Annotated in this window: 20 protein-coding genes; 16 read left to right on the top strand and 4 right to left on the bottom strand. The window is 66.6% G+C overall.

Features of this window, described 5'->3' with window-relative positions; translation table 11 throughout:
* Positions 1-19: 19 nt before the first annotated feature.
* Positions 20-1,069, bottom strand: coding sequence for an acyltransferase family protein (locus ACXJKC_RS20355; RefSeq protein ID WP_456698581.1), 1,050 nt, complete (start codon positions 1,067-1,069; stop codon positions 20-22).
* The gene (locus ACXJKC_RS20350; RefSeq protein ID WP_456698580.1) at positions 1,066-2,421 is read right to left on the bottom strand and encodes a UDP-N-acetylmuramoyl-tripeptide--D-alanyl-D-alanine ligase; all 1,356 of its coding nucleotides are present in this window, start codon (positions 2,419-2,421) and stop codon (positions 1,066-1,068) included. Before ACXJKC_RS20350 ends, ACXJKC_RS20355 begins: the two co-directional genes overlap by 4 nt.
* 129 nt (positions 2,422-2,550) lie before the next feature.
* Here ACXJKC_RS20350 and ACXJKC_RS20345 point away from each other — a divergent pair, with 129 nt between their 5' ends.
* From ACXJKC_RS20345 to katG, 9 genes are all read left to right on the top strand, one after another.
* On the top strand, positions 2,551-3,171 hold the full coding sequence (locus ACXJKC_RS20345) for a M15 family metallopeptidase (protein WP_456698579.1): 621 nt from the start codon (positions 2,551-2,553) through the stop codon (positions 3,169-3,171).
* Entirely contained in the window at positions 3,168-4,337 is a 1,170-nt protein-coding gene (gene alr, locus ACXJKC_RS20340; RefSeq protein WP_456698578.1) for an alanine racemase, read from the top strand. The genes ACXJKC_RS20345 and alr overlap by 4 nt, the downstream gene beginning before the upstream one ends.
* Positions 4,334-5,356, top strand: a complete 1,023-nt coding sequence (locus tag ACXJKC_RS20335; protein WP_456698577.1) for a D-alanine--D-alanine ligase family protein — start codon at positions 4,334-4,336, stop codon at positions 5,354-5,356. The genes alr and ACXJKC_RS20335 overlap by 4 nt, the downstream gene beginning before the upstream one ends.
* A 32-nt stretch (positions 5,357-5,388) precedes the next feature.
* Complete coding sequence (locus tag ACXJKC_RS20330) at positions 5,389-6,630, top strand: sensor histidine kinase (protein WP_456698576.1); 1,242 nt, start codon at positions 5,389-5,391, stop codon at positions 6,628-6,630.
* Positions 6,627-7,289, top strand: coding sequence for a response regulator (locus ACXJKC_RS20325; protein WP_456698575.1), 663 nt, complete (start codon positions 6,627-6,629; stop codon positions 7,287-7,289). The genes ACXJKC_RS20330 and ACXJKC_RS20325 overlap by 4 nt, the downstream gene beginning before the upstream one ends.
* Positions 7,290-7,337: 48 nt before the next feature.
* Positions 7,338-8,816, top strand: a complete 1,479-nt coding sequence (locus ACXJKC_RS20320) for a SulP family inorganic anion transporter (RefSeq protein ID WP_456698574.1) — start codon at positions 7,338-7,340, stop codon at positions 8,814-8,816.
* 104 nt (positions 8,817-8,920) lie between these two features.
* Entirely contained in the window at positions 8,921-10,756 is a 1,836-nt protein-coding gene (locus tag ACXJKC_RS20315) for a phosphoenolpyruvate carboxykinase (GTP) (RefSeq protein ID WP_456698573.1), read from the top strand.
* Positions 10,757-10,873: 117 nt separating this feature from the next.
* Positions 10,874-11,305 (top strand): Fur family transcriptional regulator, encoded by a 432-nt coding sequence (locus ACXJKC_RS20310; RefSeq protein ID WP_456698572.1) that lies wholly within the window; start codon positions 10,874-10,876, stop codon positions 11,303-11,305.
* Positions 11,306-11,359: 54 nt separating this feature from the next.
* Positions 11,360-13,615: a catalase/peroxidase HPI gene (gene katG, locus ACXJKC_RS20305; protein ID WP_456698571.1), complete on the top strand. Its 2,256-nt coding sequence runs from the start codon at positions 11,360-11,362 to the stop codon at positions 13,613-13,615.
* Positions 13,616-13,673: 58 nt separating this feature from the next.
* Here katG and ACXJKC_RS20300 read toward each other — a convergent pair whose 3' ends face one another.
* Positions 13,674-15,320 (bottom strand): PucR family transcriptional regulator, encoded by a 1,647-nt coding sequence (locus ACXJKC_RS20300; protein ID WP_456698570.1) that lies wholly within the window; start codon positions 15,318-15,320, stop codon positions 13,674-13,676.
* A 125-nt stretch (positions 15,321-15,445) separates the two neighbouring features.
* Here ACXJKC_RS20300 and ACXJKC_RS20295 point away from each other — a divergent pair, with 125 nt between their 5' ends.
* Genes ACXJKC_RS20295 through ACXJKC_RS20270 form a run of 6 tightly spaced genes read left to right on the top strand, consistent with a single transcriptional unit; the run spans position 15,446 to position 22,929 of the window.
* Positions 15,446-16,960, top strand: a complete 1,515-nt coding sequence (locus ACXJKC_RS20295) for a CoA-acylating methylmalonate-semialdehyde dehydrogenase (protein WP_456698569.1) — start codon at positions 15,446-15,448, stop codon at positions 16,958-16,960.
* Positions 16,961-16,973: 13 nt separating this feature from the next.
* On the top strand, positions 16,974-18,389 hold the full coding sequence (locus ACXJKC_RS20290; RefSeq protein ID WP_456698568.1) for an NAD(P)/FAD-dependent oxidoreductase: 1,416 nt from the start codon (positions 16,974-16,976) through the stop codon (positions 18,387-18,389).
* Positions 18,386-18,736: a cupin domain-containing protein gene (locus ACXJKC_RS20285; RefSeq protein ID WP_456698567.1), complete on the top strand. Its 351-nt coding sequence runs from the start codon at positions 18,386-18,388 to the stop codon at positions 18,734-18,736. The genes ACXJKC_RS20290 and ACXJKC_RS20285 overlap by 4 nt, the downstream gene beginning before the upstream one ends.
* Positions 18,733-20,163: an aminobutyraldehyde dehydrogenase gene (locus tag ACXJKC_RS20280; RefSeq protein WP_456698566.1), complete on the top strand. Its 1,431-nt coding sequence runs from the start codon at positions 18,733-18,735 to the stop codon at positions 20,161-20,163. The genes ACXJKC_RS20285 and ACXJKC_RS20280 overlap by 4 nt, the downstream gene beginning before the upstream one ends.
* Before the next feature lie 3 nt (positions 20,164-20,166).
* Positions 20,167-21,519 (top strand): flavin monoamine oxidase family protein, encoded by a 1,353-nt coding sequence (locus ACXJKC_RS20275; RefSeq protein ID WP_456698565.1) that lies wholly within the window; start codon positions 20,167-20,169, stop codon positions 21,517-21,519.
* Between the two features lie 33 nt (positions 21,520-21,552).
* Complete coding sequence (locus ACXJKC_RS20270; RefSeq protein ID WP_456698564.1) at positions 21,553-22,929, top strand: aminotransferase class III-fold pyridoxal phosphate-dependent enzyme; 1,377 nt, start codon at positions 21,553-21,555, stop codon at positions 22,927-22,929.
* Positions 22,930-22,945: 16 nt separating this feature from the next.
* On the opposite strand, the gene ACXJKC_RS20265 is transcribed toward ACXJKC_RS20270, so the two are convergent.
* Positions 22,946-23,776 (bottom strand): PhzF family phenazine biosynthesis protein, encoded by an 831-nt coding sequence (locus ACXJKC_RS20265; protein WP_456698563.1) that lies wholly within the window; start codon positions 23,774-23,776, stop codon positions 22,946-22,948.
* Positions 23,777-23,854: 78 nt separating this feature from the next.
* On the opposite strand from ACXJKC_RS20265, the gene ACXJKC_RS20260 reads away from it, so the two are divergent.
* Positions 23,855-24,162 (top strand): DUF222 domain-containing protein (locus tag ACXJKC_RS20260; protein ID WP_456698562.1); only part of this gene is annotated, 308 nt, incomplete at its 3' end.

The following is a 24,162-nucleotide window of genomic DNA, read 5'->3' as shown; positions in this document are numbered from 1 at the left end:
CAGTGCGAACAAGAGTGCGTCAAACGAACGTTTTGACTCTAGCAAAGGGTGGGTCGAACAGGAAGTCCGCACGAATCCACCGCAGCAACTGCTCCAGGGCCAGACAGACGCCGATCAACGCTGCAGTGAGCAGGATCGGCTCGACCACGGCGTACCCGGCCCACGTCGGTTCGAAGTCGATCTTGCGGGTCAACTGGTCGAATCCGGCCAGTGCCGCCAGATGTATGACGTAGATCGGCAGCGTGCGTTGCCCGAGGAATGCGAGCGTCGCGGTGGTGCGGCGGGCACGCCGGGCGACGACCGCCGCCCCTGTCAGCCCGAACAGCGTGGCAAGGATCGAAACGGCGGGCCATATGCCGAACCAGGCCTCGGCTCCGAGGGCGTACATCGCTGCGACGCACACCGCGTAGACCGTGAAGCAGGTCAGCGCGGTTCGAACGTTGGCCCGATGCGCCAGACGTTCCAACGGTTCACGTCCGTACAGACCGGCCAGGAAAAAGAACAGATTCTGCAAGACCTGCGCGCGGTTGCTCGGATCGAGCAGCAGATGCGAGGCTGCGGCCGCCGAAACCAGGAACGCCGCGACCAGGACCCAACCGCGGGGGACCGGTCGGACGAGTCGGGCGATCGTGAAGTACACCGCCAGGGCATACAGGTACCACAGGTTGGTCGGATTGATCGTGGCATATTCGATCAGCTGCCACGGGCCTTGAGCGCGTGCGGTGTCGAAGTGCGGCGTGAACGACATGATCGCGGTGTGGATCAGCAGCCACACGATGTACAGGTACACGAACTTCGCGATCCGGGTCCGGATCAGCATCGAGAGCGGTCGGGCTACGGCGGTGACCGCGAACATCCCGGAGATCGTGAAGAACAGCGGCATCCGCAGTGGCAGGAGGAGCTCGCCCACACGTCCCCAGAATCCCGATACTGGCAAGCCGGTGTCCCACTCGACCTGCTGGAAGTGTTTTGTGACGACGTGCCAGAGCACGACCAGGACGATGCACACGCCCTTGGCGACGTCGGGCCACAGCTCGCGTCGGCGACCCAGGGTGTCGGGCGCGCTCACGCGGGGGATCCTGCGAGGGCGCCGCCGTGGGCCTCGATCAGGTGTGCCACCACGACCTCGAGCGCGCAGGCGCGTGAGCCTTTGACCAGGACGCTGTCCCCGTCACTCAGCGCGCCCAGCGCACCGATCGCCCCTGCTGAATCGGCGACGACCGTCGCATCGCGGCCGAACACCTCGGCCGCAGGGGCCGCGTCGCCGATCGCGAGGAGGCGGTCGATGCCGAGGTGGCGGGCAAGGGCCCCGATGTCACGGTGGGCACGCGTCGTGAGCGCACCGAGTTCGCGCATCCCGCCGAGCACCGCGATCGTGCGGCCAGACCGGTGAGCGCCGGCTTCGGCCAAAACCTTCAGGCTCGCGGCAGTCGAAGCCGGGTTGGCGTTGTAGCTGTCGTCGATCACGAGGACTCCGCTGGCTGTCGTGATCGGTACGAGTCGATGCGGCGAGACCTCATGGACCGTGCTGAGTCTTTCGGCCACGGTGTCGAGATCCAGTCCTGCAGCCAGTGCTATCGCGGCGGCTGCCGCGGCGTTCATGACCTGGTGTTCGCCGATCAGCGACAGCTGTACAGGCACCGACCGGCCCTCGTGGCCGAGGCGGAAGTGCGGCCGGCCCATGGCATCCAGGCGCCTCTGGCTGACGCTGACATCGCCCGAGCGTCCGAACGTGAGTGTCCGCGCAGGGGTCAAACCGGCCATCGCGGCAACGGCCGGATCATCAGCGTTGAGCACGGCTGTTCCACCGGGCGCCAGGGCCTGGACCAGTTCCGATTTGGCGGCACACAGCAACTCGCCTGAGCCGAACTCGCCGATGTGCGCCGTGCCGACGGCCAGCACCGCGGCGATGTCGGGACGGGCGATGTCGACGAGCCAGGCCAGATGGCCGACGCCGCGGGCACCCATCTCCAGTACGAGATCGCTGTCGTCCGGTTGCAACCGCAGACAGGTCAACGGCACGCCGAGTTCATTGTTCAGATTGCCCGCTGTCGCCACCGCCGACGGGATCAGATCGGCCAGGAGATCCTTCGTCGTGGTCTTGCCGTGCGAACCCGTGAGCGCGTGCACGCGGGGTCCGACGGCGCGGACGACGTGCCGGGCCAGACGGCCGAGTGCGACGACAGGATCGTCGACGAGGACGGTGGGCCGGTCGGTACGGCGTGATCCGAGCACCGCGTGTGCGCCACCGACGTGATCGTGACCGTCGACGCGACTGCCCTTGATCGCGACGAACAGTCCGCGCTCGACGGGCTCGCGGCTGTCGAGGTACGCGGGGCCGGTCACCCGTGCTTGCGGATCGTCGGCGTCGACGATGCCGCCGGTGACGGCCGCGATCTGGGCCAGAGTCATGGGGATCATGTCGACCATCGTGGTTCCAGCGCCCGGGGCGGCGCCTCATCCGGCGGGCTATTTGTCTGTACCTGAGGCCAGTCGTCCGGTACCTCAGTCGGAGGCGCGGAACGGGCCGCCTGCAGCACGGTTGGTGATATGACGATCCTCCTGACCAATTCACATGTCACATCGATCCCCGTCGATGAGTGCGGGGAGCAGCTCGTGCGTCTCGACGGCGGTTTCGGCCCGGCGCGTGCGCTGGTCCGCGCGGGACTTGCCGACCGGCTGGACGTGGCTCGGGCCGCGCTGCCCGGACGTTTGCAGCTGCGAGTCGTCGAGGGCCACCGCAGCGCACGGGCGCAGAGCGCCATCATCGCCGACTACTCCGCGCAATTGCGCCGGCTCGATCCGGATCTGTCGAGCGACGATGTGCGTCGCCTGAGCAGTCGGTTCGTGGCACCGCTCGAGGTCGCCCCGCACGTGGCCGGCGCGGCCGTCGACCTGACGCTGGTCGATGTCGAGCGGCGTGAACTGGACCTCGGTACCGCGATCAACGAGACGCCCGAACAGAGTCAGGGTCGTTGTTACTTCGCGGCACCCGATATCAGCGCCGACGCCCGCGCCACCCGGCAGATCCTGGCCGAAGTGCTCGGCGGTGCCGGGTTCGTGAACTATCCGACCGAATGGTGGCACTGGAGCTTCGGCGATCGATACTGGGCGCTGCTGGCCGATGCACCCGCGGCGATATACGGACCCGCGTCGGAGATCGCGGCATGACGGCCCGGGCGCTGGCTCAGACGCGACAGCGCGACGGCCGGTCACGTCTGCACATCGACCTCGCTGCGGTCGCAGCCAACACCGAGTTGCTGGCCGCTCTGGCTCCGGGGGATCTGATGGCGGTGGTCAAGGCGGACGGATTCGGCCACGGTGCCGAGGACATCGCCCGAACCGCATTGGCCCACGGCGCCAGCTGGCTCGGTGTGACCTCGATCGCCGAAGCGCTGCCACTGCGCGACGCCGGACTGAACGTCCCGATACTGAGCTGGCTCAATCACTGCACGGCCGACTTCGCAGAAGCACTCGAGGCAGATCTCGATCTGGCCGTGCCCGACCTGGGGCACCTGGATGCGATCGCCCGGGCAGCGGCGTTGTCCCAACGTCCGGCTCGCGTGCATCTGCATCTCGATTCCGGTATGGCCCGCGACGGGGCTGCCCCCGATCAGTGGCGGGCCCTGTGCGGGGCGGCACGCGCGGCCGAGCGTCAGGGCTGGATCAAGGTCGTGGGGATCATGAGTCATCTTGGCTGCGCGGGCACTCCGGGACATCGGGCCAATCTGGCGGCCCGGACGAGGTTCGCGCGAGGGCTCTCGACGGCTCAGGCCGCCGGACTGCGTCCGAGCCGGTGCCATCTGGCCGCTACCGCCGCGGTGCTGACCGATCCGGCCAGCCACCACTCGATGGTCCGGGTCGGAGCCGGACTCGTCGGGATCGACCCCACGGGTGGGAACCGGCTACGTCCAGCCCTCACCTTGACATCGCCCCTGGTCGGCGTCCGGCATGTGCGCGCAGGGACCCCCGTCGGCTACGACCACAGCTGGCTCGCGCCGGCCGCCACGAATCTCGGCCTTGTGGCGCTGGGCTACGCGGACGGCCTGCCGCGAGCGGCGTCCGGACGAGCCGAGGTGCTCGTCGCAGGCCGCCGCTGCCGGGTCGTGGGACTCATCTCGATGGACCAGATGGTCGTCGATCTCGGTGACCTGCCGGTGGCAGCCGGAGAGCCTGTGACGGTCATCGGTACCGACCCCGGCAACGCTCCGACCACAACGGAGTGGGCGGCGTGGGCCGACACGATCGAACACGAGATCGTCACGGGCCTCAGAGTGCGCGGCGCGATCCGTACGACCTCCCCGGCTTCACCCTCACGACTCAGGAGCATTTCATGATCACTTCTTCAGTAGCGCCCTTTCCCGTCGCACCCGGTGCAGCGCGGCTGCGAGTCGCCGTCGTCGGCGGTGGGCAGAACTCTGAGCACGATGTGTCGATCGCGTCGGCAGCTGCGGTCTCGCGCGCTCTGACAGCAGCCGGGCACGAAGTCGTGCCGCTGACGATCGACCGTGACGGTCTCTGGCGTGAACGCGAACAGCGTCCTGTCGGCCTGGCCGGTGCGGTGCACGCCCTGCGCAGTTGCGATGTCGTGATCCCGATGCTGCACGGGCCGCGGGGCGAGGACGGCACGTTGGCCGCGCTGTGCGAACTGGCCGGTGTCATCTATGTCGGCTGCGGCGTCGCGGCAGCTGCCATCGCGATGGACAAATGGGCGACCAAGGCCGCGGCGAATGCGGCGGGTATCCGCACCGCCCCTGCGGTCTTGCTGACGCCGCGTGATGTGGACGGATACGAGTGGACGCACCCTGTCGTGGTCAAGCCGGTCGCCGCGGGTTCGAGTCACGGCGTGAGCCTCGTCGAGACCGCGCAGGAGCTGCCCGCCGCGCTGGAAGCGGCGTTCGCGCACGATGTGCGGGTTCTGGTCGAAGACGTCGTGGTCGGCCGGGAGATCGACATCGCGGTGCTGGGTGGTCCGACACGTCAGACCGTCACGCTGCCGTCCGCCGAGATCGTCGTGCGTCCCGAGGTCGGAGTGTTCGACTTGGCCGCCAAATACGACGGATCGGCCGACATCCGGATCCCGGCGCAACTCGACGAGACAGAACGCTGCTTGCTGGAGGACGCAGCGGTCACGTTGTACGAGGCGCTCGGCTGCACCGGAGTCGTGCGGGTCGACTTCTTCCTGACCGACGAGGGTGCGGTTCTCAACGAGATCAACACGACACCGGGATTCACCGAAGAGTCGCAGGTTCCCCGGATGTTCGCGGCGGCAGGCCTGTCGCTGCCCCAGGTGATGGACCTGCTCGTACGCGAGGCCGGGGGAGTCGCGGCGTGGGCGGACTCACGTCCGGCGTGACCCGTGCCGATCACGGCGTACCATCCATGTCCATGACCTGGCGTGAGCTGTCCCGCGGTTGGGCGCCCGATCTGGCCTTCGGTTTCGTCGTCTTCCTGGTGGGCCTGTTGGAGGCTTCGTCGGGCGCTATCTACGAATACGAGGCCAGGCTGCCGTACGTCGCACTGGCCGCGGGGGTCGCGCTGGCGGTCGCGACGTGTCGCCATCTGCCGGCCGCGGGACTGCTGATCTTCTGGGTCATCGCCTTCGTCCAGGTCGATCAGCAGCTGAATCCCTTGCTGATCGAAGTCTCGGCCGCTCTGGTGGCCTTCGGCTGTGCGCGCTGGGGACGGCTCGGCACCGTGATCGCCAGCGGGGTGTCGATACCGGTGGCAGCCGTGATCGGGATCGTGCTGGTCAGTTCGGGCCGGCTCGATGCCGTGGTCTACGGGCCCCAGAGCAACATCATCTTCCAGGCGACCCGTTCGGTCGGGGACTCCTGGCAGATCGGTGCCGCGACGCTCGGAATCACGATCTTGGGCATTCCCTGGTTCGTCGGTCTCGTGCTCCGGTTGGCCGGAAATGTTCGGCAGTCCAGGATCTCCCAGGCCGAGGCCGAGGCCGATGCTGCCAGGGCCATGAAGGAGTCCGAGCAGGCGCGCGAGATCGCCAGGCTGCAGGAGGCACAGGCCAGCTTGGCCCACGATGTGCACGATGTCGTCGGACATTCGTTGGCGGTCATCTTGGCCCAGGCCGAGAGCGGTCCGTACCTCGACGACCCGGATGCAGAGGTCCTCAACGAGAAGCTGCGCCGCACGATGGCCACGATCGCCGAATCGGCACGCGCGTCGCTCGGCGATGTGCGACGGGTGCTGGTCGCGAGCCGCGATCAGTCGGTCGTGGTTCCGCCCGGTGGCCTCGACACGCTGATAGCCAGCATCGAGCGCAGCGGTCAGGACATCCGGTCGTCGGTTGTCGGAATGCCCCGTCCGATGCCTCCTGAACTCGAGAGCGTCGCGTATCGGGTCCTGCAGGAGTTGTTGACCAATGCGATGCGCCACGGCAGACGCGATGCGCCGATCTGGATCCTGCGGGATTGGGACGCCGAACTCCGGTTGGAGGTGCGCAACCTCATGACCGATGCCCCACAGGGTCTCGGCGGCCTGGGCGTCACGGGAATGCAGACCCGGCTGGAATCGGTGGGCGGCCGATTGCTCATCGCCGAGAGCCGACAGCCCGAAGGTCGGGAGTACGCCGCGACCGCCTGGGTGCCGACAAGAGACGAGACACCATGAGCGAGCCCATCCGTATCGTGCTGGTCGACGACCAGGACCTGTTCCGTGAGGGAGTGCGGGTCATCCTCGACGCTCACGACGATCTCACGGTCGTCGGCTCGGCCGGTGACGGTGTCGAGGCCGTCCGACTGGTCGACGAGCTCTCGCCCGACGTCGTGCTGATGGACCTGCGTATGCCGCAGATGGACGGCGTCGAGGCCACCAGGCAGATCTTCACCCCTGAGCGGGTCGCCCGGCGTGATGCCCTGGTGCGCGTCGTCGTGCTGACGACGTTCGACCTCGACACCAGGGCGGCGATGGCGATCCGGCACGGGGCCAGTGGATTCCTGTTGAAGGACACGACCCCCATCCGGTTGGTCGAGGCGATCCGCACGGTCCATGCCGGCAATGCGGTGCTGGCCCCCACGGATCTGTCGACCCTCCTCGACGAACAGTTCAAGGCGCCGACCCCGGTTCCGCCGAAGTACCTCGATCTGACCGACAAGGAGACTGAGGTGTTCCAGGCCGTGGCCCGCGGTCTGTCGAATGTCGAGATCGCCGGGCTCCTGTTTGCGAGTGAATCGACAGTCAAAACACATGTCGGCGCGATACTGCGCAAGCTCGCCCTGCGCGACAGGGTGCAGATTGTCGTTTTCGCGCACGAGCACGCTTTGGTCTAGAGTCGCCGCGGGCATCGTGCCCCTGAACCTGGGTCTGACGGGAGCAATGTGTCATCTGCGGCGCCGACTGTGCGTGCAGCCTTGCGGTCACCCCGGCTCCTGAGGATCGAGGTCCTCGGTGGACTCGTCGTGGCGCTGGCGCTGATTCCCGAGGCCATTTCGTTCTCGATCATCGCAGGCGTGGATCCGTCCGTGGGTCTGTTCAGCGCCTTCACGATGGCGGTATCGATCGCGGTGTTGGGCGGCCGTCCGGCGATGATCTCGGCGGCGACAGGTGCCGTGGCATTGGTCGTCGCTCCGGTCGTCCGCGATCATGGCCTCGACTATCTGATCGCCACAGTCCTGTTGGGCGGCATCATCCAGATCCTGCTGGCCGTCGCGGGAGTGGCCAAACTCATGAGGTTCATCCCGCGCTCGGTCATGCTCGGCTTCGTCAACGCCTTGGCGATCTTGATCTTCGTCGCGCAGATCGACCACCTGGTCGATGTGCCGTGGCAGGTCTATCCCATGGTCGCGGTCGGTCTGATCGCGATCGCGGGGCTGCCACGCCTGACGTCCGCGATCCCGGCTCCGCTGGTCGCGATCGTGCTGCTGACGGGCTTCGTCCTGGTCGCCGGCGTCGACGTTCCCGACGTGGGTGACCAGGGTGCCTTGCCGGACAGTCTGCCGACTCTGGGGCTGCCGGATATCCCCTGGACGTGGGAGACCCTGCAGATCATCGCCCCGTACGCCCTTGCCATGGCATTGGTGGGACTTCTCGAATCGCTGATGACCGCGACATTGGTCGATGAGATCACCGACACCCGGACGTCCAGGACCCGGGAGGCCTGGGGGCAGGGCGGCGCGAACCTGATCACGGGCTTCGCAGGCGGTATGGGCGGTTGCGCCATGATCGGGCAGACCATGATCAATGTGAAGTCCGCTGGTGCCCGGACCCGGCTGTCGACGTTCTTGGCCGGGATCTTCCTGCTGATCCTGGTCGTGGGCCTCGGCGACGTTGTCGAGATCATCCCGATGGCCGCACTCGTCGCGGTCATGATCATGGTCGCGGTCGGCAGTTTCGACTGGCGCAGCGTCCGGCCCAGCACCTTGCGCCGGATGCCCAAGAGCGAAACGACGGTCATGGTCACGACAGTTGTCGTCGTCGTGGTGACCCACAATCTCGCGATCGGCGTGGGTGTCGGGGTGCTCGTCGCGATGGCGCTGTTCGCCCGCCGGGTGGCTCATCTGACGTCGGTCGAGCGCACCGAGGTAGACCGTGACGGCCGCCCCGTCGCGGTCTACACCGTCACGGGCGAACTGTTCTTCGCGTTCAGCAATGATCTGCCCTACTCGTTCTCCTACGCCGACGATCCGGATGAGATCGTCGTCGACCTTACGGGCTCGCATGTCTGGGATGCCTCCTCGGTCGCAGCCCTCGATGCGATCGCGGCGAAGTACGCTGCCGTCGGCAAGTCCGTCACGATGGTCGGGCTCAACGAGGCGAGCTCCTCGATACACGAACGGCTGACCGGACGGCTGTCGTAGCGGTATAAATCGAACTGCAGTCAACCCGTAAAAAAGTTCAGGTTGCAATTTGGGTACCTTTGTCGCGTAACACCCACCAGTAGTTCTAGAAGTCGGAGCAGTCGATGGCAAACGTTGAAGCGGTTCTGAATGCAGCAGGGCTGACCAACCCGAAGGTCCACGAGTACGTCACGTACTGGGCCGAGCTCACCGGCGCGGAGGCCGTTGAGGTTGTCAGCGCAGCTGACGATGCACGACTTATCCAGGAGGCATTGGCCGCAGGCGAGCTGGACCCGGCGGGCGACGGCCTGTACTACTCGCGCAGCTATCACAAGGACACCGCCCGCTCCGAAGAGCGCACGATCGTCGCGACGAGCAGTGAGTCCGACAAGGGTGTGTACAACAACTGGCGTCCGTCGTCGGAGATGAAGCCCCTGCTCGAGGACCGCATGCGCGGAGCCTCGAAGGGCAAGACGATGTACGTCATCCCCTATCTCATGGCTCCTGCCGGCAACGCGCTCGCGCCGTATGCGACGGGCGTCGAGCTGACGGATGCACGCACCGTCGTCCTGCACATGATCCGGATGTCGCGGGTCGGTGCCGAGTACCTCGAGAACCTCGACGACCCCAACCAGTTCGTGCGCGCGGTGCACGTGACCGGTGACCTGGAGAACCTCGGTCAGGGCACTCCCGACGACCAGCGCTACTTCGTCACGGTCGCCGACGAGCGCACGATCTTGCACTACGGCTCGTCCTATGGCGGAAACGCGCTGCTCGGCAAGATCGCCCACGGCCTGCGCCAGGCCGCCTACGACGGTTGGGCGTCCAAGAAGTTCCTGGCCGAGCAGTACATGCTGATCGGCATCCACGACAAGCAGACCGGCAAGACGTACCACGTCTGCGGTGGCTTCCCGAGCGCTTCGGGCAAGACCAACCTGGCCATGATGCTGGCCCCCGACGCGCTGGGCGACCGGTATCACGTGTCGTTCTACGGCGACGACATCGCCTGGCTGTGGGTCGACGAAGCCACCGGCAAGCTCTACGGCATGAATCCCGAGTACGGCGTGTTCGGTGTCGCGAAGGACACCAACGAGACGACGAACCCGACGGCACTGGGCTCGATCGCACCGGGCACGCACGCGATCTTCACCAATATCGCCTACAACCCCGTCACCCGCGAGGTGTGGTGGGAGGGACGTACTCCGGCGCCGCCGGCCGATCCGACCGACTGGCTCGACTGGAAGGGCAATCCGATCACGGATCGGACCCCCGAGCAGGCCGGTGAGCCCTGGGCACACCCCAACAGCCGCTTCACCACGACGCTCGACAACGTTCCCAACATCGCCCCCGACTACGACGCGCCTGCCGGTGTGCCGATCGACGCGATCATCTTCGGTGGACGTACCCGTGACCGCGAGCCGTTGATCCGGGCGATCCACGATCTGGCCGAAGGCGTCTACGACGGTCTGACGCTGGGCGCCGAGGCGACGTCCGCGGCCGAGGGCAAGGAAGGCGTCCTGCGTTACGACCCCATGTCGAACCGTCCGTTCATGGCGTACGGCGAGGGCGACTACGCCCAGCACTACCTCGACATCGTCGGTGCCGCGTCGGAGCCGCCGATCTTCGCTCACGTCAACTGGTTCCAGCGCGATCCCGAAGACGGCCACTTCCTGTGGCACGGCTACCGCGACAACCTGCGCCCGCTGCTGTGGCTGCTGCAGCTCAAGAACGGTGAGGTCACGGGTCGCCAGACGCCGGTCGGCATCATCCCGACGGCCGACGAGCTCAACCTCGAGGGCGTGGAGATCAGCGACAAGGACCTTGAGACGATCTTGTCGATCGACGTCCCGCGCTGGCAGCAGGAGATGGGCTACCGCGAGGAGCACCTCAAGCAGTTCCGTGACCTGCCCGAAGCGATCTGGGAAGCCCATCGCCGAGTGGCAGCTGCACTCGACGAGTAATCAGGTTTGACCAAAGAATCGGGTTCTGTCTGCGATATCGCGGACAGAACCCGATTTTCATGTCCGGCACAGGCGAGCCTTTCTTGACTCGTTCAAGTTAAGCGCTATGGTGGTCATGTGCCCACACAGACCGATCTCGAGCAGTTGCTGCGCGGGGTCGACCTGCGGGTGACCCGGCCGCGCCTGGCTGTGCTCGACGCGGTGTATTCGCATCCGCACGCCGATACCGATCTGGTCATCAGCACGGTCCGCCAGAATCTCGGCGATGTGTCCCATCAGGCGGTGTACGACGTCTTGAAGGCGTTGACGTTGGCCGGGCTGCTGCGCCGTATCCAGCCCTCTGGCTCGGTCGCCCGCTATGAGTCGCGCGTCGGCGACAACCATCACCACGTGGTCTGTCGCACGTGTGGCGCGATCGCCGACATCGACTGTGCGATCGGCGGGGCGCCGTGCCTGACGCCCTCACACGACCATGGCTTCGAGATCGACGAAGCCGAGGTCATCTACTGGGGCATCTGCCCCTCCTGCTCCACCGCCCGGCAAAGCTGAGACTGACTGCCGTGCGGTCGAACCACCTTCGACACCAAGAACGAAAGGCCTTATATGTCTGACCACGACGACGCCGTGCTGGCTGATCTGAACGACACCGAAAATGTTCAGAACACCGCCGCGGAGGGCAAGTGCCCCGTCATGCACGGCAGTGCGCACCCCACCGAGAGCGGGAGCAGCAATCAGGGTTGGTGGCCCAAGCGGCTCAACCTGAAGATCCTGGCCAAGAACCCCGATGTCGCGAACCCGCTGGGTGCCGACTTCGACTATGCGGCGGCATTCAAGGCGCTCGATCTGGCGGCCCTCAAGTCCGATATCGGCGAACTGCTGACCAGCTCGCAGGACTGGTGGCCGGCCGACTTCGGCAACTACGGCCCCTTCATGATCCGCATGGCCTGGCACAGTGCAGGCACCTACCGCGTGCAGGACGGCCGTGGCGGTGCGGGCGCCGGTATGCAGCGCTTCGCCCCGATCAACAGCTGGCCCGACAACGTCCTGCTCGACCGGGCCCGCCGCCTGCTGTGGCCGATCAAGAAGAAGTACGGTCAGTCGATCTCCTGGGCCGACCTCATGGTGCTGGCCGGAAACGTGGCCCTGGAAGAAATGGGCTTCGAGACGTTCGGCTTCGCCGGCGGACGTGAAGATGTCTGGGAGCCCGACGAGGATGTCTACTGGGGCCCCGAGACCGAGTGGCTCGGCGGCGATGAGGGCGGCAAGCAGCGTTACTCAGGTGACCGCGACCTCGAGAACCCGCTGGCTGCGGTTCAGATGGGTCTGATCTACGTCAACCCCGAAGGCCCTGAGGGCAATCCCGATCCGCTGGCCTCGGCTCGCGATATCCGCGACACGTTCGCGCGCATGGCGATGAACGACGAGGAGACCGTCGCGCTGATCGCCGGCGGTCACACATTCGGCAAGACGCACGGCGCCGGTTCGGCCGATCTGGTCGGTCCCGAGCCCGAGGCCGCCCCGATCGAGCAGCAGGGTCTGGGCTGGAAGTCGTCGTACAAGTCGGGCAAGGGCATCGACGCGATCGGCTCGGGCCTGGAGGTCACCTGGACCTACCACCCGACACGTTGGGACAACGAGTTCTTCCACATCCTGTTCGCGTACGACTGGGAGCTGTTCCTCTCGCCGGCCGGCGCGCAGCAGTGGCGTCCGAAGAATGGTGCGGGTGCCGACATGGTTCCCGAGGCATTCGGCGACGGCAAGCAGGAGCCGCGCATGCTCACATCCGATATCGCTTTGCGGGCCGATCCGATCTACGAGAAGATCTCGCGCCGTTTCAAGGAGAACCCGGCCGAATTCGCCGATGCATTCGCTCGCGCCTGGTTCAAGCTGACGCACCGTGACATGGGCCCGGTCGTCCGTTATCTCGGTCCTGAGGTGCCGACCGAAGAATTGCTGTGGCAGGACCCGCTCCCCGCCTCCGAGGGTGCACCCCTCACGGCAGCCGATGTCGCGACGCTCAAGGCCGCGATCATCGCGACCGGACTGAGCGTCAGCGATCTGGTCAGCACCGCCTGGGCCTCTGCTTCGACGTTCCGTACGAGCGATATGCGCGGCGGTGCCAACGGTGCGCGGGTTCGTCTGGAGCCCCAGATCTCCTGGGAGGCCAATAACCCGGCCGAACTGCGTCGTGTGCTGGCTGCCCTCGAAGGCGTCCAGTCGCAGTTCAATGCGGCTGGCGGCGCACACGCCTCGCTGGCCGATGTCATCGTGCTCGCTGGTGGAGTCGGCGTCGAGCAGGCCGCTGCGGCTGCCGGTCACCACGTCGTCGTGCCGTTCACGCCGGGTCGGGTGGACGCCTCGCAGGACAAGACCGATGTCGAGTCCTTCGCGTGGCTCGAGCCGGCTGCCGACGGCTTCCGCAACTACGAGTCCAAGGGCAGTCGCCTGCCGGCCGAGTACGCGCTGGTCGACAAGGCGAACCTGCTCGGCGTCAGTGCCCCCGAGATGACGGTCCTGGTCGGTGGACTGCGCGCCATCGGCGCCAACTACGACCGCTCGTCGCTGGGCGTTCTGACGGATGCGCCGGGCACGCTGACCAACGACTTCTTCGCCAACCTGCTGGAGCCGGGTGTGGAGTGGAAGTCCGTCGACGACACGCAGAGCGTGTTCGAAGCCCGCGATGCGGCTGGCGACGTCCGCTGGACCGGCACCCGTGCCGATCTCGTGTTCGGCTCGAACTCCGAGCTGCGCGCGCTGGCCGAGGTCTACGCAAGCGATGACGCCAAGGAGCGCTTCGTGTCGGAGTTCGTCGCGGCGTGGGTCAAGGTCATGGACGCGGACCGGTTCGACCTGGTCTGATCCCTCCCCTGAGGGCTGGTTCAATTGAGGGACTCGAGAATCTGGTTCTGTCCGCGATTCAGCGGACAGAACCAGATTCTTTTGTCCTGCCGGGCGTGCGGATGTCGTGGACCATCAGGGCGACGGCGAGTGACAGCACGGACTCGGAGTCGTCGAGGTCGGTCGCCAAGATCTGTTCGACCTTCTTCAGTCGGGCATACAGCGACTGGCGGCTGATGTGGCTGGCCTGTGCGAGCGCTGCCTTGTTGCCGCGCAGCTCGACGTACTTCCGCAGCAGGTCGAGCAGCCCCCCGTCGTGCTCGGCCTCGTGGGCCAACAGCGGTGCGAGCTCTGATTCGGTGAAGCCCAGAACGCGTTCATCGTCCTGCAACTGGGCCACGAGGCCCCGCAGCCGGACGTCGGTCGACCGGAACCACGCCAGGGTCGACGTCGGCAGTGCGTGGGCCGCCTCGGCGATGTGCACCGTCGTGCGCACGCGCGCCGCTGCCCCCAGCAGCGTGCCGCTCGAACGGCCCACGCCGAGCACGGCCGATCCGGGCGTCGAGCGGGACTCCTCGCGTTCGGCCGTCGATCTGGCCAATGCCGTCAGCGCGGGATCCTCGGCCGATTCGGAGCGGATCGCCAAGATGATGCCGACGACACCGTCGGAGACGCCGCCGGCGATCCCGGTGAGGCGGGCCGCCCGCAACGCCTCGGATATCGACTCGAGGTGGGTGCGGGCCCGTCGCTGCCTGGCGATCTGATCGGGTAGCGGTGTCGGCCCGAACGATGCGACGACCGGGAGATACAGCGCGGTCGGCCGCATGCCGAGCGCGCGAGCCCGCGCCAGACCGTCGGCTTCGTCCTGGATCCGGCCTTCCATGAGCTCCTGCAGCAGGGACTCCTGTGCCTGGAACTGCAGGCGGGTCGTATCGCGTTCGACGAGCCTTGACAGCTGCAGTGCCTGCGCCGCGCGCTGCATCACGACCGCTGTGCCGACCCGGTCGTCGATCCGGCCGGGAGCCACGATCCGGCCCCACGGCGATCCGCGAAGTCCGACCGGGCACGTCAGCCACTCTTCGGGACCCGACGTGCCGGGCTCGTCGAGCACCGGTGCCCGACGGCTGCGCTCCTCCCACGTCCGCAACAACTCGCCGGAGGTCTGTCCGTGCTGTGCCAGCGCGACGACGCGGTGGCCGGCATCTTCCAAGAGGATCGGGCCGTTGATCAGCTCGGCGGCTTCCTGCAGGATCGTCGGCGCGTCCGCGCTGTCGAGGCTGAGATTCGTGAACACCTCGTGCGTGCGTTGGGCGAACTCGAGACCCTGATACTGCTCTCCGACGATCATGCGATGCACGGTTTCGGTGATCGAGACGAATCGCACTCCCGCGTGCAGTGCGACGACCGGTACGCCGAGCCGCTCGGCGTCCGCGACGAAATCACCGGGAAGTGTCGGCAGACGGGGTCCGAGTTCGACGATCAGACCGCAGGAGCTGGCATCGGCGAGTTGCTGGATGAAGCGACGGGGATCCGCCGAAGGCCCGCTGATCGGCAGGCCGGTCGTGAGCACCACCTCGTGACCGCCCAGGAGGTCGTCGATGTCGTCGACCTCCGTGACGTGGACCCAGCGCACGGGCCGATCGAGCAGCTCCTCGCCGGCTACGACTTCAGGCTCCCCGGTGGCCAAGACGTCGAGCGAGAGCATCGTGCGTAGGGTTAATGACACGGTCCAAGCCTACCCTCGTGGGTTGACACTGTGTATGAGTTGTCGGGCCAGGTCGAGACACTGTGATCGTGGCTTCCAGCCCGTGCAAGGGCCAAACTGGAAGGACCACCGCCTGAAGGAGCTGCATGACAGTCACGATCGCCCATTGGTCCGCCGGCAAGCCGTTCGAGGGCGACCCTCAGGGCTTCGCACCCGTGATGAATCCAGCCACCGGAGAGGTCACCGGCCAGGTGGCGCTGGCTTCGCCGCAGGATGCGGAGCAGGTCATCGCCGCAGCTACTGCTGCGGCGCCCGAATGGGCGGCACTGTCAGTCGCCAAACGCACCCAGGTCATCTTCGCGTTCCGTGAACTGTTGAACGCCCGCAGCGACGAGGTCGCCGAGATCATCACCCGCGAGCACGGCAAAGTCCTCTCGGATGCGAGGGGGGAGGTCGCGCGCGGCCAAGAGGTCGTCGAGTTCGCGTGCGGCGTCGGTCATCTGCTGAAGGGCAGCTTCTCGGCGGCGGCCTCGACGGGCATCGACGTGCACTCCTTGCGCCAGCCGCTCGGCGTCGTCGGCATCATCAGCCCGTTCAACTTCCCGGCGATGGTCCCGATGTGGTTCTTCCCGATCGCGATCGCCGCCGGCAACGCGGTCATCGTCAAGCCGAGCGAGAAGGATCCCTCCGCCGCTTTGTGGATGGCCGAACTGTGGCAGGAGGCCGGTCTGCCCGACGGCGTCTTCAACGTCCTTCAGGGCGACAAGACCGCAGTCGACGCGCTGCTCGACAGCCCCGACGTCGCATCGATCAGCTTCGTCGGCTCGACCCCGATCGCGCAATACGTCTACGAGCGGGCCAGTGCCCGCGGCAAGCGGGTCCAGGCGCTCGGCGGGGCGAAGAATCACATGATCGTGCTGCCCGACGCCGATCTCGACCTGGCGGCCGACTCCGCGGTCAACGCCGGATACGGCAGCGCAGGTGAGCGTTGCATGGCGATCAGCGTGCTGGTCGCGGTCGGTGACATCGCCGACGATCTGGTCGGCCGGATCGCCGAGCGCACCCGCACTCTTGTCGTCGGCGACGGTGCGAGCTCCGATCAGCGCGAGGCTGACATGGGTCCGCTCGTGACGCGTGTGCACCGAGACCGCGTCGCCGACTTCGTCGTCTCCGGTGAGAAGGCCGGCGCGACAGTTGTCATCGACGGTCGCGACGTCGAGCCACGCGGTGGGGCGGACGGATTCTGGCTCGGCCCGACGCTGTTCGATCACGTCACGACCGATATGGACATCTACACCGAGGAGATCTTCGGCCCGGTGCTGTCGGTCATTCGCGTCGACACGTACGACGAGGCGATGCAACTGATCCGTGACAATCCGTACGGCAACGGAACGGCGCTGTTCACGACCGATGGCGGTGCCGCCCGCAAGTTCGGGATGGAGGTCGAGGTCGGCATGGTCGGCATCAATGTGCCGGTGCCGGTGCCCGTTGCGTACCACTCGTTCGGTGGCTGGAAGGCTTCCCTGTTCGGTGACAGCCACGCGCACGGAACCGAGGGCATCAACTTCTTCACCCGCAACAAGGTCATCACTTCCCGCTGGGCAGATCCGTCGGTGACCCGCACGAGCGGACTAGAGCTGGCTTTCCCGAGCACCCAATGAGTAGAACTGAACTATGAGTCGCCACAGCACGGTCTTCGAACGCCAAGCGCCACCTGCGAGCGCCGTGACTGCGGCGCKCGCAGGTTCTGAGCAGCGCGTCTTCTGGCTCGACGACGCTCCAGGGGAGTCGTACCGGCAGCTCGAAGGCGGCCACACGGCCGATCTGACGGTGGTCGGCGGCGGGTACTGCGGGCTCTGGACGGCTGTGCTGGCCAAGCGCCGTGACCCCGGGGCACGTGTCGTGCTGCTAGAGGCAGAGACGATCGGTTGGGCGGCATCGGGTCGCAACGGCGGATTCGTCGAGGCGAGCCTGACGCACGGCGAGGAGAACGGCCGCAGCCGCTGGCCCGACGAGTACGACACGCTCGAACGGCTCGGCTCGGCCAACCTCGATGCGATGGAACGCGATCTGGTCGAGCTGGGCATCCATGCCGAGTTCGAGCGCACGGGTGTCTTGTCCGTCGCCTACGAGCCGCACCAGGTCAGGTGGCTGGAGGAGATGACCGAGGGTGAGCTACTCGACGAGCAGGCCGTCCAGGCCGAGATCTCGAGTCCGATCTACCGCGCAGGCCGTTGGGCCAAGGAGGACAGTGCGCTGGTGCACCCGGCGAGGCTGGCGCACGGGCTGGCCCTCGCTGCGGCCAAGCTGGGAGTCGAGGTGCACGAGCACTCCGCCGTGACGAGTCTGCGGTCGGTCCGCCGCGGCACCGTCGACGTCGGTACGGCGCGAGGAATGGTCCGCAGCAAGCAGGTCGCGCTGGCGACCAATGTGTTCCGTCCGCTGCTGCGCCGCAGCCGGCTCATGACGGTTCCGGTGTACGACTACGTGTTGATGACCGAACCGCTCAGTTCCGAGCAGCTGTCATCCCTTGGTTGGAGGAACCGTCAAGGAGTCGGCGATCTGGCCAATCAGTTCCATTACTCACGTCTGACCGCCGACAATCGCATCCTCTACGGCGGCTACGACGCGATCTATCATCCGGGCCGGAAGGTGCGGCCCGAGTACGAGGACCGGGACGAGTCGTTCCGGCGCCTGGCCTCCCACTTCCTGACGACGTACCCGCAGCTCGAAGGTCTCGGCTTCAGCCACCGGTGGGCCGGTGCGATCGACACGTCGACGCAGTTCTGTGCGTTCCACGGCCTGGCTCGCCGCGGACGTATCGCCTACGCGTCCGGATTCACGGGTCTCGGCGTCGGTGCGACCCGATTTGCCGCTGAGGTCATGCTCGACCGGCTCGCCGGTACACCGACCGAACGCACCCAGCTGGAGATGGTGCGCAAGAAGCCGCTCCCGTTTCCGCCCGAGCCATTTGCCACGGTCGGTATCGAGGCGACTCGGTGGTCGCTCGACCGGGCCGATCACGATCAGGGACGTCGGAATCTGCTCTTGCGCACGCTCGACAGGCTCGGACTCGGGTTCGACTCATGAGCGAACGCGTACTCGCCGCCGACGTCAATATCGCGGCGCTCGACAACGACGAGTTGGACCCGGCCGACGTCAGGCAGGGCAGTCCGGCCGTCTCGTCCGCCGGGCTCGCGGCAGTCGGTGGAACCGATATCGGGATCTGGCAGATCACCGAGGGGCAGGTCACCGACACCGAAGTCGATGAGGTGTTCATCGTGCTCAGCGGTCGCGGGCAGGTCGAGTTCGACGACGGCTCGGTGCTGACGCTGGTGCCGGGCACGGCGGCTCGTCTGCGCGCCGGTGAGCGCACGACCTGGACCATCACTGAAACTCTCCGCAAGATCTACATCATCGAAACGGGCACCCCATGAGCGATCTCATTCAAAACTACGTCAACGGCGCGCTGGTCGACTCGGCGGCGACCGACTTCATCGAGCTCGTGGATCCCACGACCGGCAAGGTCGACGGCCGTTCGCCGATCTCGACCGAGGCCGAGGTCGACGAGGCATTCGCAGCCGCACTGGCGGCGTCGAAGACGTGGAAGCGGACGACCCCGCGCGTGCGGCAGCTCGCCTTGCTGAAGATCGCCGACGCGGTCGAGGCGGCACGTGACGAGCTGGTGGAGCTGCAGTCGCGCGATACCGGTCAGATCAAGGGGCATATCGCGACCGAGGAGATCGACCAAGGCGTTGACCAGCTGAGGTTCTTCGCCGGAGCCGGACGCCTCTTGGAGGGCAAGTCGTCGGGGGAGTACGTCGAGGGTCTGCAGTCGAGCATCCGGCGCGAGCCGATCGGCGTCGTCGCGCAGGTCACGCCGTGGAACTACCCGTTCGCGATGGCGATCTGGAAGATCGCTCCGGCGCTGGCCGCGGGCAACACGATCGTGCTGAAGCCCAGCGACACGACACCACGTTCAACGGTACGTCTGGCCGAGATCTGCGGCGAGATCCTGCCCGCGGGTGTCTTCAACGTCGTCAACGGCAATGCCGAGACCGGCCGCCTCATGGTCGACCACAAGATCCCAGGTCTCGTCGCGATCACGGGTTCGGTGCGGGCAGGCATCGAGGTCGCGGTGTCGGCGGCCAAGAACCTCAAGCGGGCGCACCTCGAACTCGGTGGCAAGGCACCGGCCGTCGTGTTCGCGGATGCGGATCTGGCGGCCGCTGCCGAAGGCATCGCGATCGGCGGCTACTTCAACGCCGGCCAGGACTGCACCGCGGCGACGCGGGTCATCGTCCACGAAGATGTTCATGACGAGCTGCTGGCGCTGCTGGTCGCACAGGCCAAGGAGGCACGTCCGGGTCTGCCGGACGATGCCGAGGCGACGTACGGCGCGCTCAACAATGCCGGCCATCTGGCGTCGGTCGAACGGATGATCGCAGGTCTGGGCGCCCACGCCACGATCGAGACGGGTGGCACGCGCGCTCCCGGCGATGGCTTCTACTTCGAGCCGACCGTCATCTCAGGTGTCCGTCAGACCGACGCGATCGTGCAGCAGGAGGTCTTCGGTCCGGTGTTGACGGTGCAGTCGATGACCTCTGAGGAGCAGGCTGTCGAGCTTGCCAATGACGTCCCGTACGGCCTAGCCGCAAGTGTGTGGACCAAGGATCACGGTCGGGCTCTGCGGCTGACCGCCGAGCTCGACTTCGGCTGCGTCTGGGTCAACACCCATATTCCCTTCGTCTCGGAAATGCCGCATGGTGGATTCGGGGCCTCCGGCCACGGCAAGGACCTCTCGGCCTACGGACTCGAGGAGTACACCCGGGTCAAGCACGTCATGAGCAACGTGGAGGGCTGATCTGTGACTACTCAGGATGTTGACGTACTGATCGTCGGCGCGGGCGCGACCGGCTTGTCGGCGGCGTACGCGCTGCACCGGGCAGGCCGCACCGTCGCGGTGCTGGAGAGTCGCGAACGAGTCGGCGGGCGGCTGTGGACCGACGAGGTCGACGGCGTCGACCTCGAGCTCGGCGGCCAGTGGGTCTCGCCCGACCAAGAGGCGTTGCTCGCGATGCTCGACGAGCTCGGCCTGGAGACGTTCGAGCGCCACCGTGAGGGGGAGTCGGTGTACATCGGTCTCGACGGCGAACGGCGCACGTTCACCGGTGAGGTCCTGCCCGTCCCGCCTGCGGTCGAAGCGGAGATGGATCGGCTGACGGCGCTGCTCGACGAGCTGTCGGCGCAGATGGATCCGGCTCGGCCGTGGGCGATGCCCGGTGCCGCCGAGCTCGATCAGATCAGCTTTGCCGGCTGGCTCGACGCCAACACCGATGAGCGCGAGGCCCGCGACAACATCGCGATGTTCATCGCGCAGGCGATGCTGACCAAGCCCGCCCACGCCTTCTCGGCGCTGCAGGCGGTCTTGATGGCGGCCAGCGCCGGAAGCTTCAGCAACCTGGTCGACTCGGAGTTCATCCTCGACAAGCGGGTCATCGGTGGGCTGCAGCGGGTGCCGCTGCGACTGGCTGAACGGCTCGGCGACGCGGTGCACACGGGCCGTGACGTCGAGAAGGTCGTCTGGACCGACAACGGCGTGCACGTGATCAGCGGCGACTTGACGGTCGACGCCCGACACCTGATCCTCGCGATCCCGCCGACGGCCGTGACGCGCGTGCGGTTCGAGCCGCCGCTCCCGTCGATCCAACGCGAGACCCGCCAGCACCAGTCGTTCGGGCAGGTTATCAAAGTCCATGCGACGTACGAGACGCCCTTCTGGCGTGACGCCGGGCTGTCCGGCACCGCGTTCAGCCCGTACCTCGTGGTGCACGAGGCCTACGACAACACCAATCACGGCGACGACCGCGGCACCCTGGTGGCGTTCGTGTCAGACCTGCAGGCCGACGAGGTGCTCCGGCTCGACGCGGACGAACGCCAGGCCACGATCCTGGCGAGCCTCGCCAGGTACTTCGGTCCCGACGCCGAGCAGCCGCTGACCTACTTCGAGAGCGACTGGACGTCCGAAGAGCTCGGCAGCGGGGCATACGGCGCGAGCTTCGACCTCGGCGGTCTGACCCGATTCGGGCCCCGCCTGCGCGAACCCGCCGGTCCGATCCAGATCGGCAGCTCCGACGTCGCCGGACTCGGCTTCCAGCACGTCGACGGCGCGCTGCGCGTCGGCGCCGAGCTCGCCGACCACATCCTGACCAGCTCCTAGACCCTGCTCAGCTCCTAGAAAGAGGTGCCCACCATGAACCAGCCGAACCCGGACCACGATCGCCTTCAGCAGTCCGCGCGTGACCATCTGGTCATGCACTTCTCCAAGCAGGAGCTCGACAATCTGCTTGTCCTCGACCGGGGCGAGGGTCCGTACGTGTTCGACACGCAGGGACGCCGCTATATCGATGCACTGTCGAGCCTGTTCTGTGCGCAGCTCGGCTACTCCTACGGCGAAGAGATCGCCGAAGTCGCCGCAGAACAGCTGCGCACCCTGCCCTTCAACACCAACTGGGCGACCGCCCATCCAGCCGCGATCGATCTGGCCGAGAAGATGAGCAGCCTGGCACCGGCCGACGACTACAAGGTGTTCTTCACCGGGGGAGGCTCCGAGGCGGTCGAGGCGGCCTGGAAGATGGTGCGCGAGCACTTCATCGCGATCGGTCAGCCGCAGCGCACCAAGGCCATCGCGCGCGACCGCGCGTATCACGGAGTGACGCTCGGCGCCTTGTCGTTCACGGGGGTCGCCGGCTTCAAGAACGACTTCGGCACCCCGCCGATCGACGTGACACACGTGTCTAATACCAATGAGTACCGCCTCGATCCGGACAAGGATCCGGCGGCGTTCTGCCAGCGACTGTTGACCGAGGTCGAGGATGCGATCATCGCGGCGGGCGTCGACGAGGTCGCGCTCATCATCGCCGAGCCGGTGCAGAACTCGGGTGGTTGCTTCGTGCCGCCGCCGGGTTATTGGCAGGGTCTGCGTTCACTGGCCGACAAGTACGGCGCGTTGCTCATGGCCGATGAGGTCATCACGGCATTCGGCCGGATCGGGGAGTGGTTCGCGATCTCGCGCGAGGACATCGCGCCCGATCTGATCAGCGTCGCCAAGGGATTGACCTCGGCCTATGCGCCGATGGGCGCGGTTCTGGTGCGTAAGCGGGTTCTGGCTCCGCTGGTCGACGGCAGCCGGGTGTTCCGCCACGGCATCACGTTCGGCGGTCACCCGTTGAGCGCCGCGATCGCCTTGCGCAATATCGAGATCATCGAGCGCGACCAGGTGTTGGAGAACGTCCGCGCGCTCGCGCAGCCCTTGCATGACAAGCTCCAGCGGCTGTTGGACCTGCCGATCGTCGGCGATGTCCGCGGCGCGGGCTTCTTCTGGGCCATGGAACTGGTCAGCGACGATGAGGGCACCAGATTCGACCAAGGCGAACGCGATGAACTGCTGCGGTCATTCCTGCCGCGTCGTCTGCGCGAGGCCGGAATCATCGCGCGGTGCGATGACCGCGGCGATGCGGTATTGCAGATCGCTCCGCCGCTGATCGCGGATGAAGCGCTGCTCGACGAGATCGTCGCCGGTCTGGAAGACGTCCTGCGCGATGCCGGCAAACACATGGGCCTGGCCTGAGTAGTGGCCCTCGGGTTCAGAGCGCGACGGTGCCGGTGACGCCGATCGTGGTCTGGCCGCCGACCCACAGGTCATCGCCGACCAGATCGACGTGGACCCGTCCCTTGCGTTGGAGCCGGGTGCCCTGCGCGGCGACGTAGGAGGCAGGCGCTCGGCCGGTCGAGGTCAGCCACTGGCCGATCGAAGCGTTGAGGCTTCCCGTGACGGGGTCCTCGCCGATCGCGCCCGGGAAGAAGGCCCTGACCTCGAAGGCGGCTTCGGTTCCGGGAGGATGCGGGCCGACCACACCGATCTTGTCGAGCACCCCGAACGCCGAAGTGTCGGGGTCGATCCCGAGTACGGACTCAGAGCTGTCGAGCAGTAACGCGACCCAACCGGGGCCGTTGTCGGCCCAGGCCGCGTCGATGACCTGGTCTTGGGTCAGTCCCAAGGTGGTGATTGCTTCGGCCAGATCGATGGGGTCGACCGGTCCGTCACGCAGCAACGGAGGTGCGGCGAAGGCGAGCCGGTCACCGTCGATCCGCACTCTGACCAGGCCGGTGTCGCATTCCTGCACGATCTGTTCCTGGGTGCTCGGATTTCCGTCTGCGTCCAGCCAGGCGCGGGCCGATCCCAAGGTGGGGTGTCCCGCGAACGGCAGTTCGCCGCCAGGCGTGAAGATGCGAAGGCGGTAGTCGGCGCCTTGGACAGTGGGCCGGAGCATGAACGTCGTCTCCGAGAGATTGGTCCATCGTGCGAACGCCGCCATCTGCTGGTCGTCGAGGTCATCTGCGTCGTGCACGACGGCGACGGGATTGCCCGAGGTGAGCTCAGATGCGAAGACGTCGACCTGGGTGAAGCGATGCATGGCACCAATCTACGGGCGTTGTGGATAAGTCTGCTGTTGCGAAATGGGGGTGTCTGGGGTGGTGTTTAGGTTTGAAGTATGAATCCGGCACCCACGATTGACGCGATGCGCAATGCGGCGCAGATGCTTCGTAGCGGCGACGTGCGCGAGCAGATTCACGCGCTTCAGGATTTGCAGCATGCGGTTGATGCGGCGAAGGCGGCGTTGTTGGCTGAGCTGGATTCGTCGAAGGATTTTGAGGTTGATGGTGCTTCGACGTTGAGTGCGTGGGTGCGTAACCAGTTGCGGATGAATGCGGGGCAGGCCTCACAGTTGGTCCGTAATGCTGCGGCGCTCAAGGAGCTGTCGTTGGTGGCTGAGGTGGCGTTGGCTGGTCGGATGAGTGC

It is taken from the genome of Aeromicrobium sp. P5_D10 (assembly GCF_054049535.1).
The sequence above is the reverse complement of the archived record's forward strand: the minus strand, read 5'-3'. Positions and strand labels throughout refer to the sequence as shown.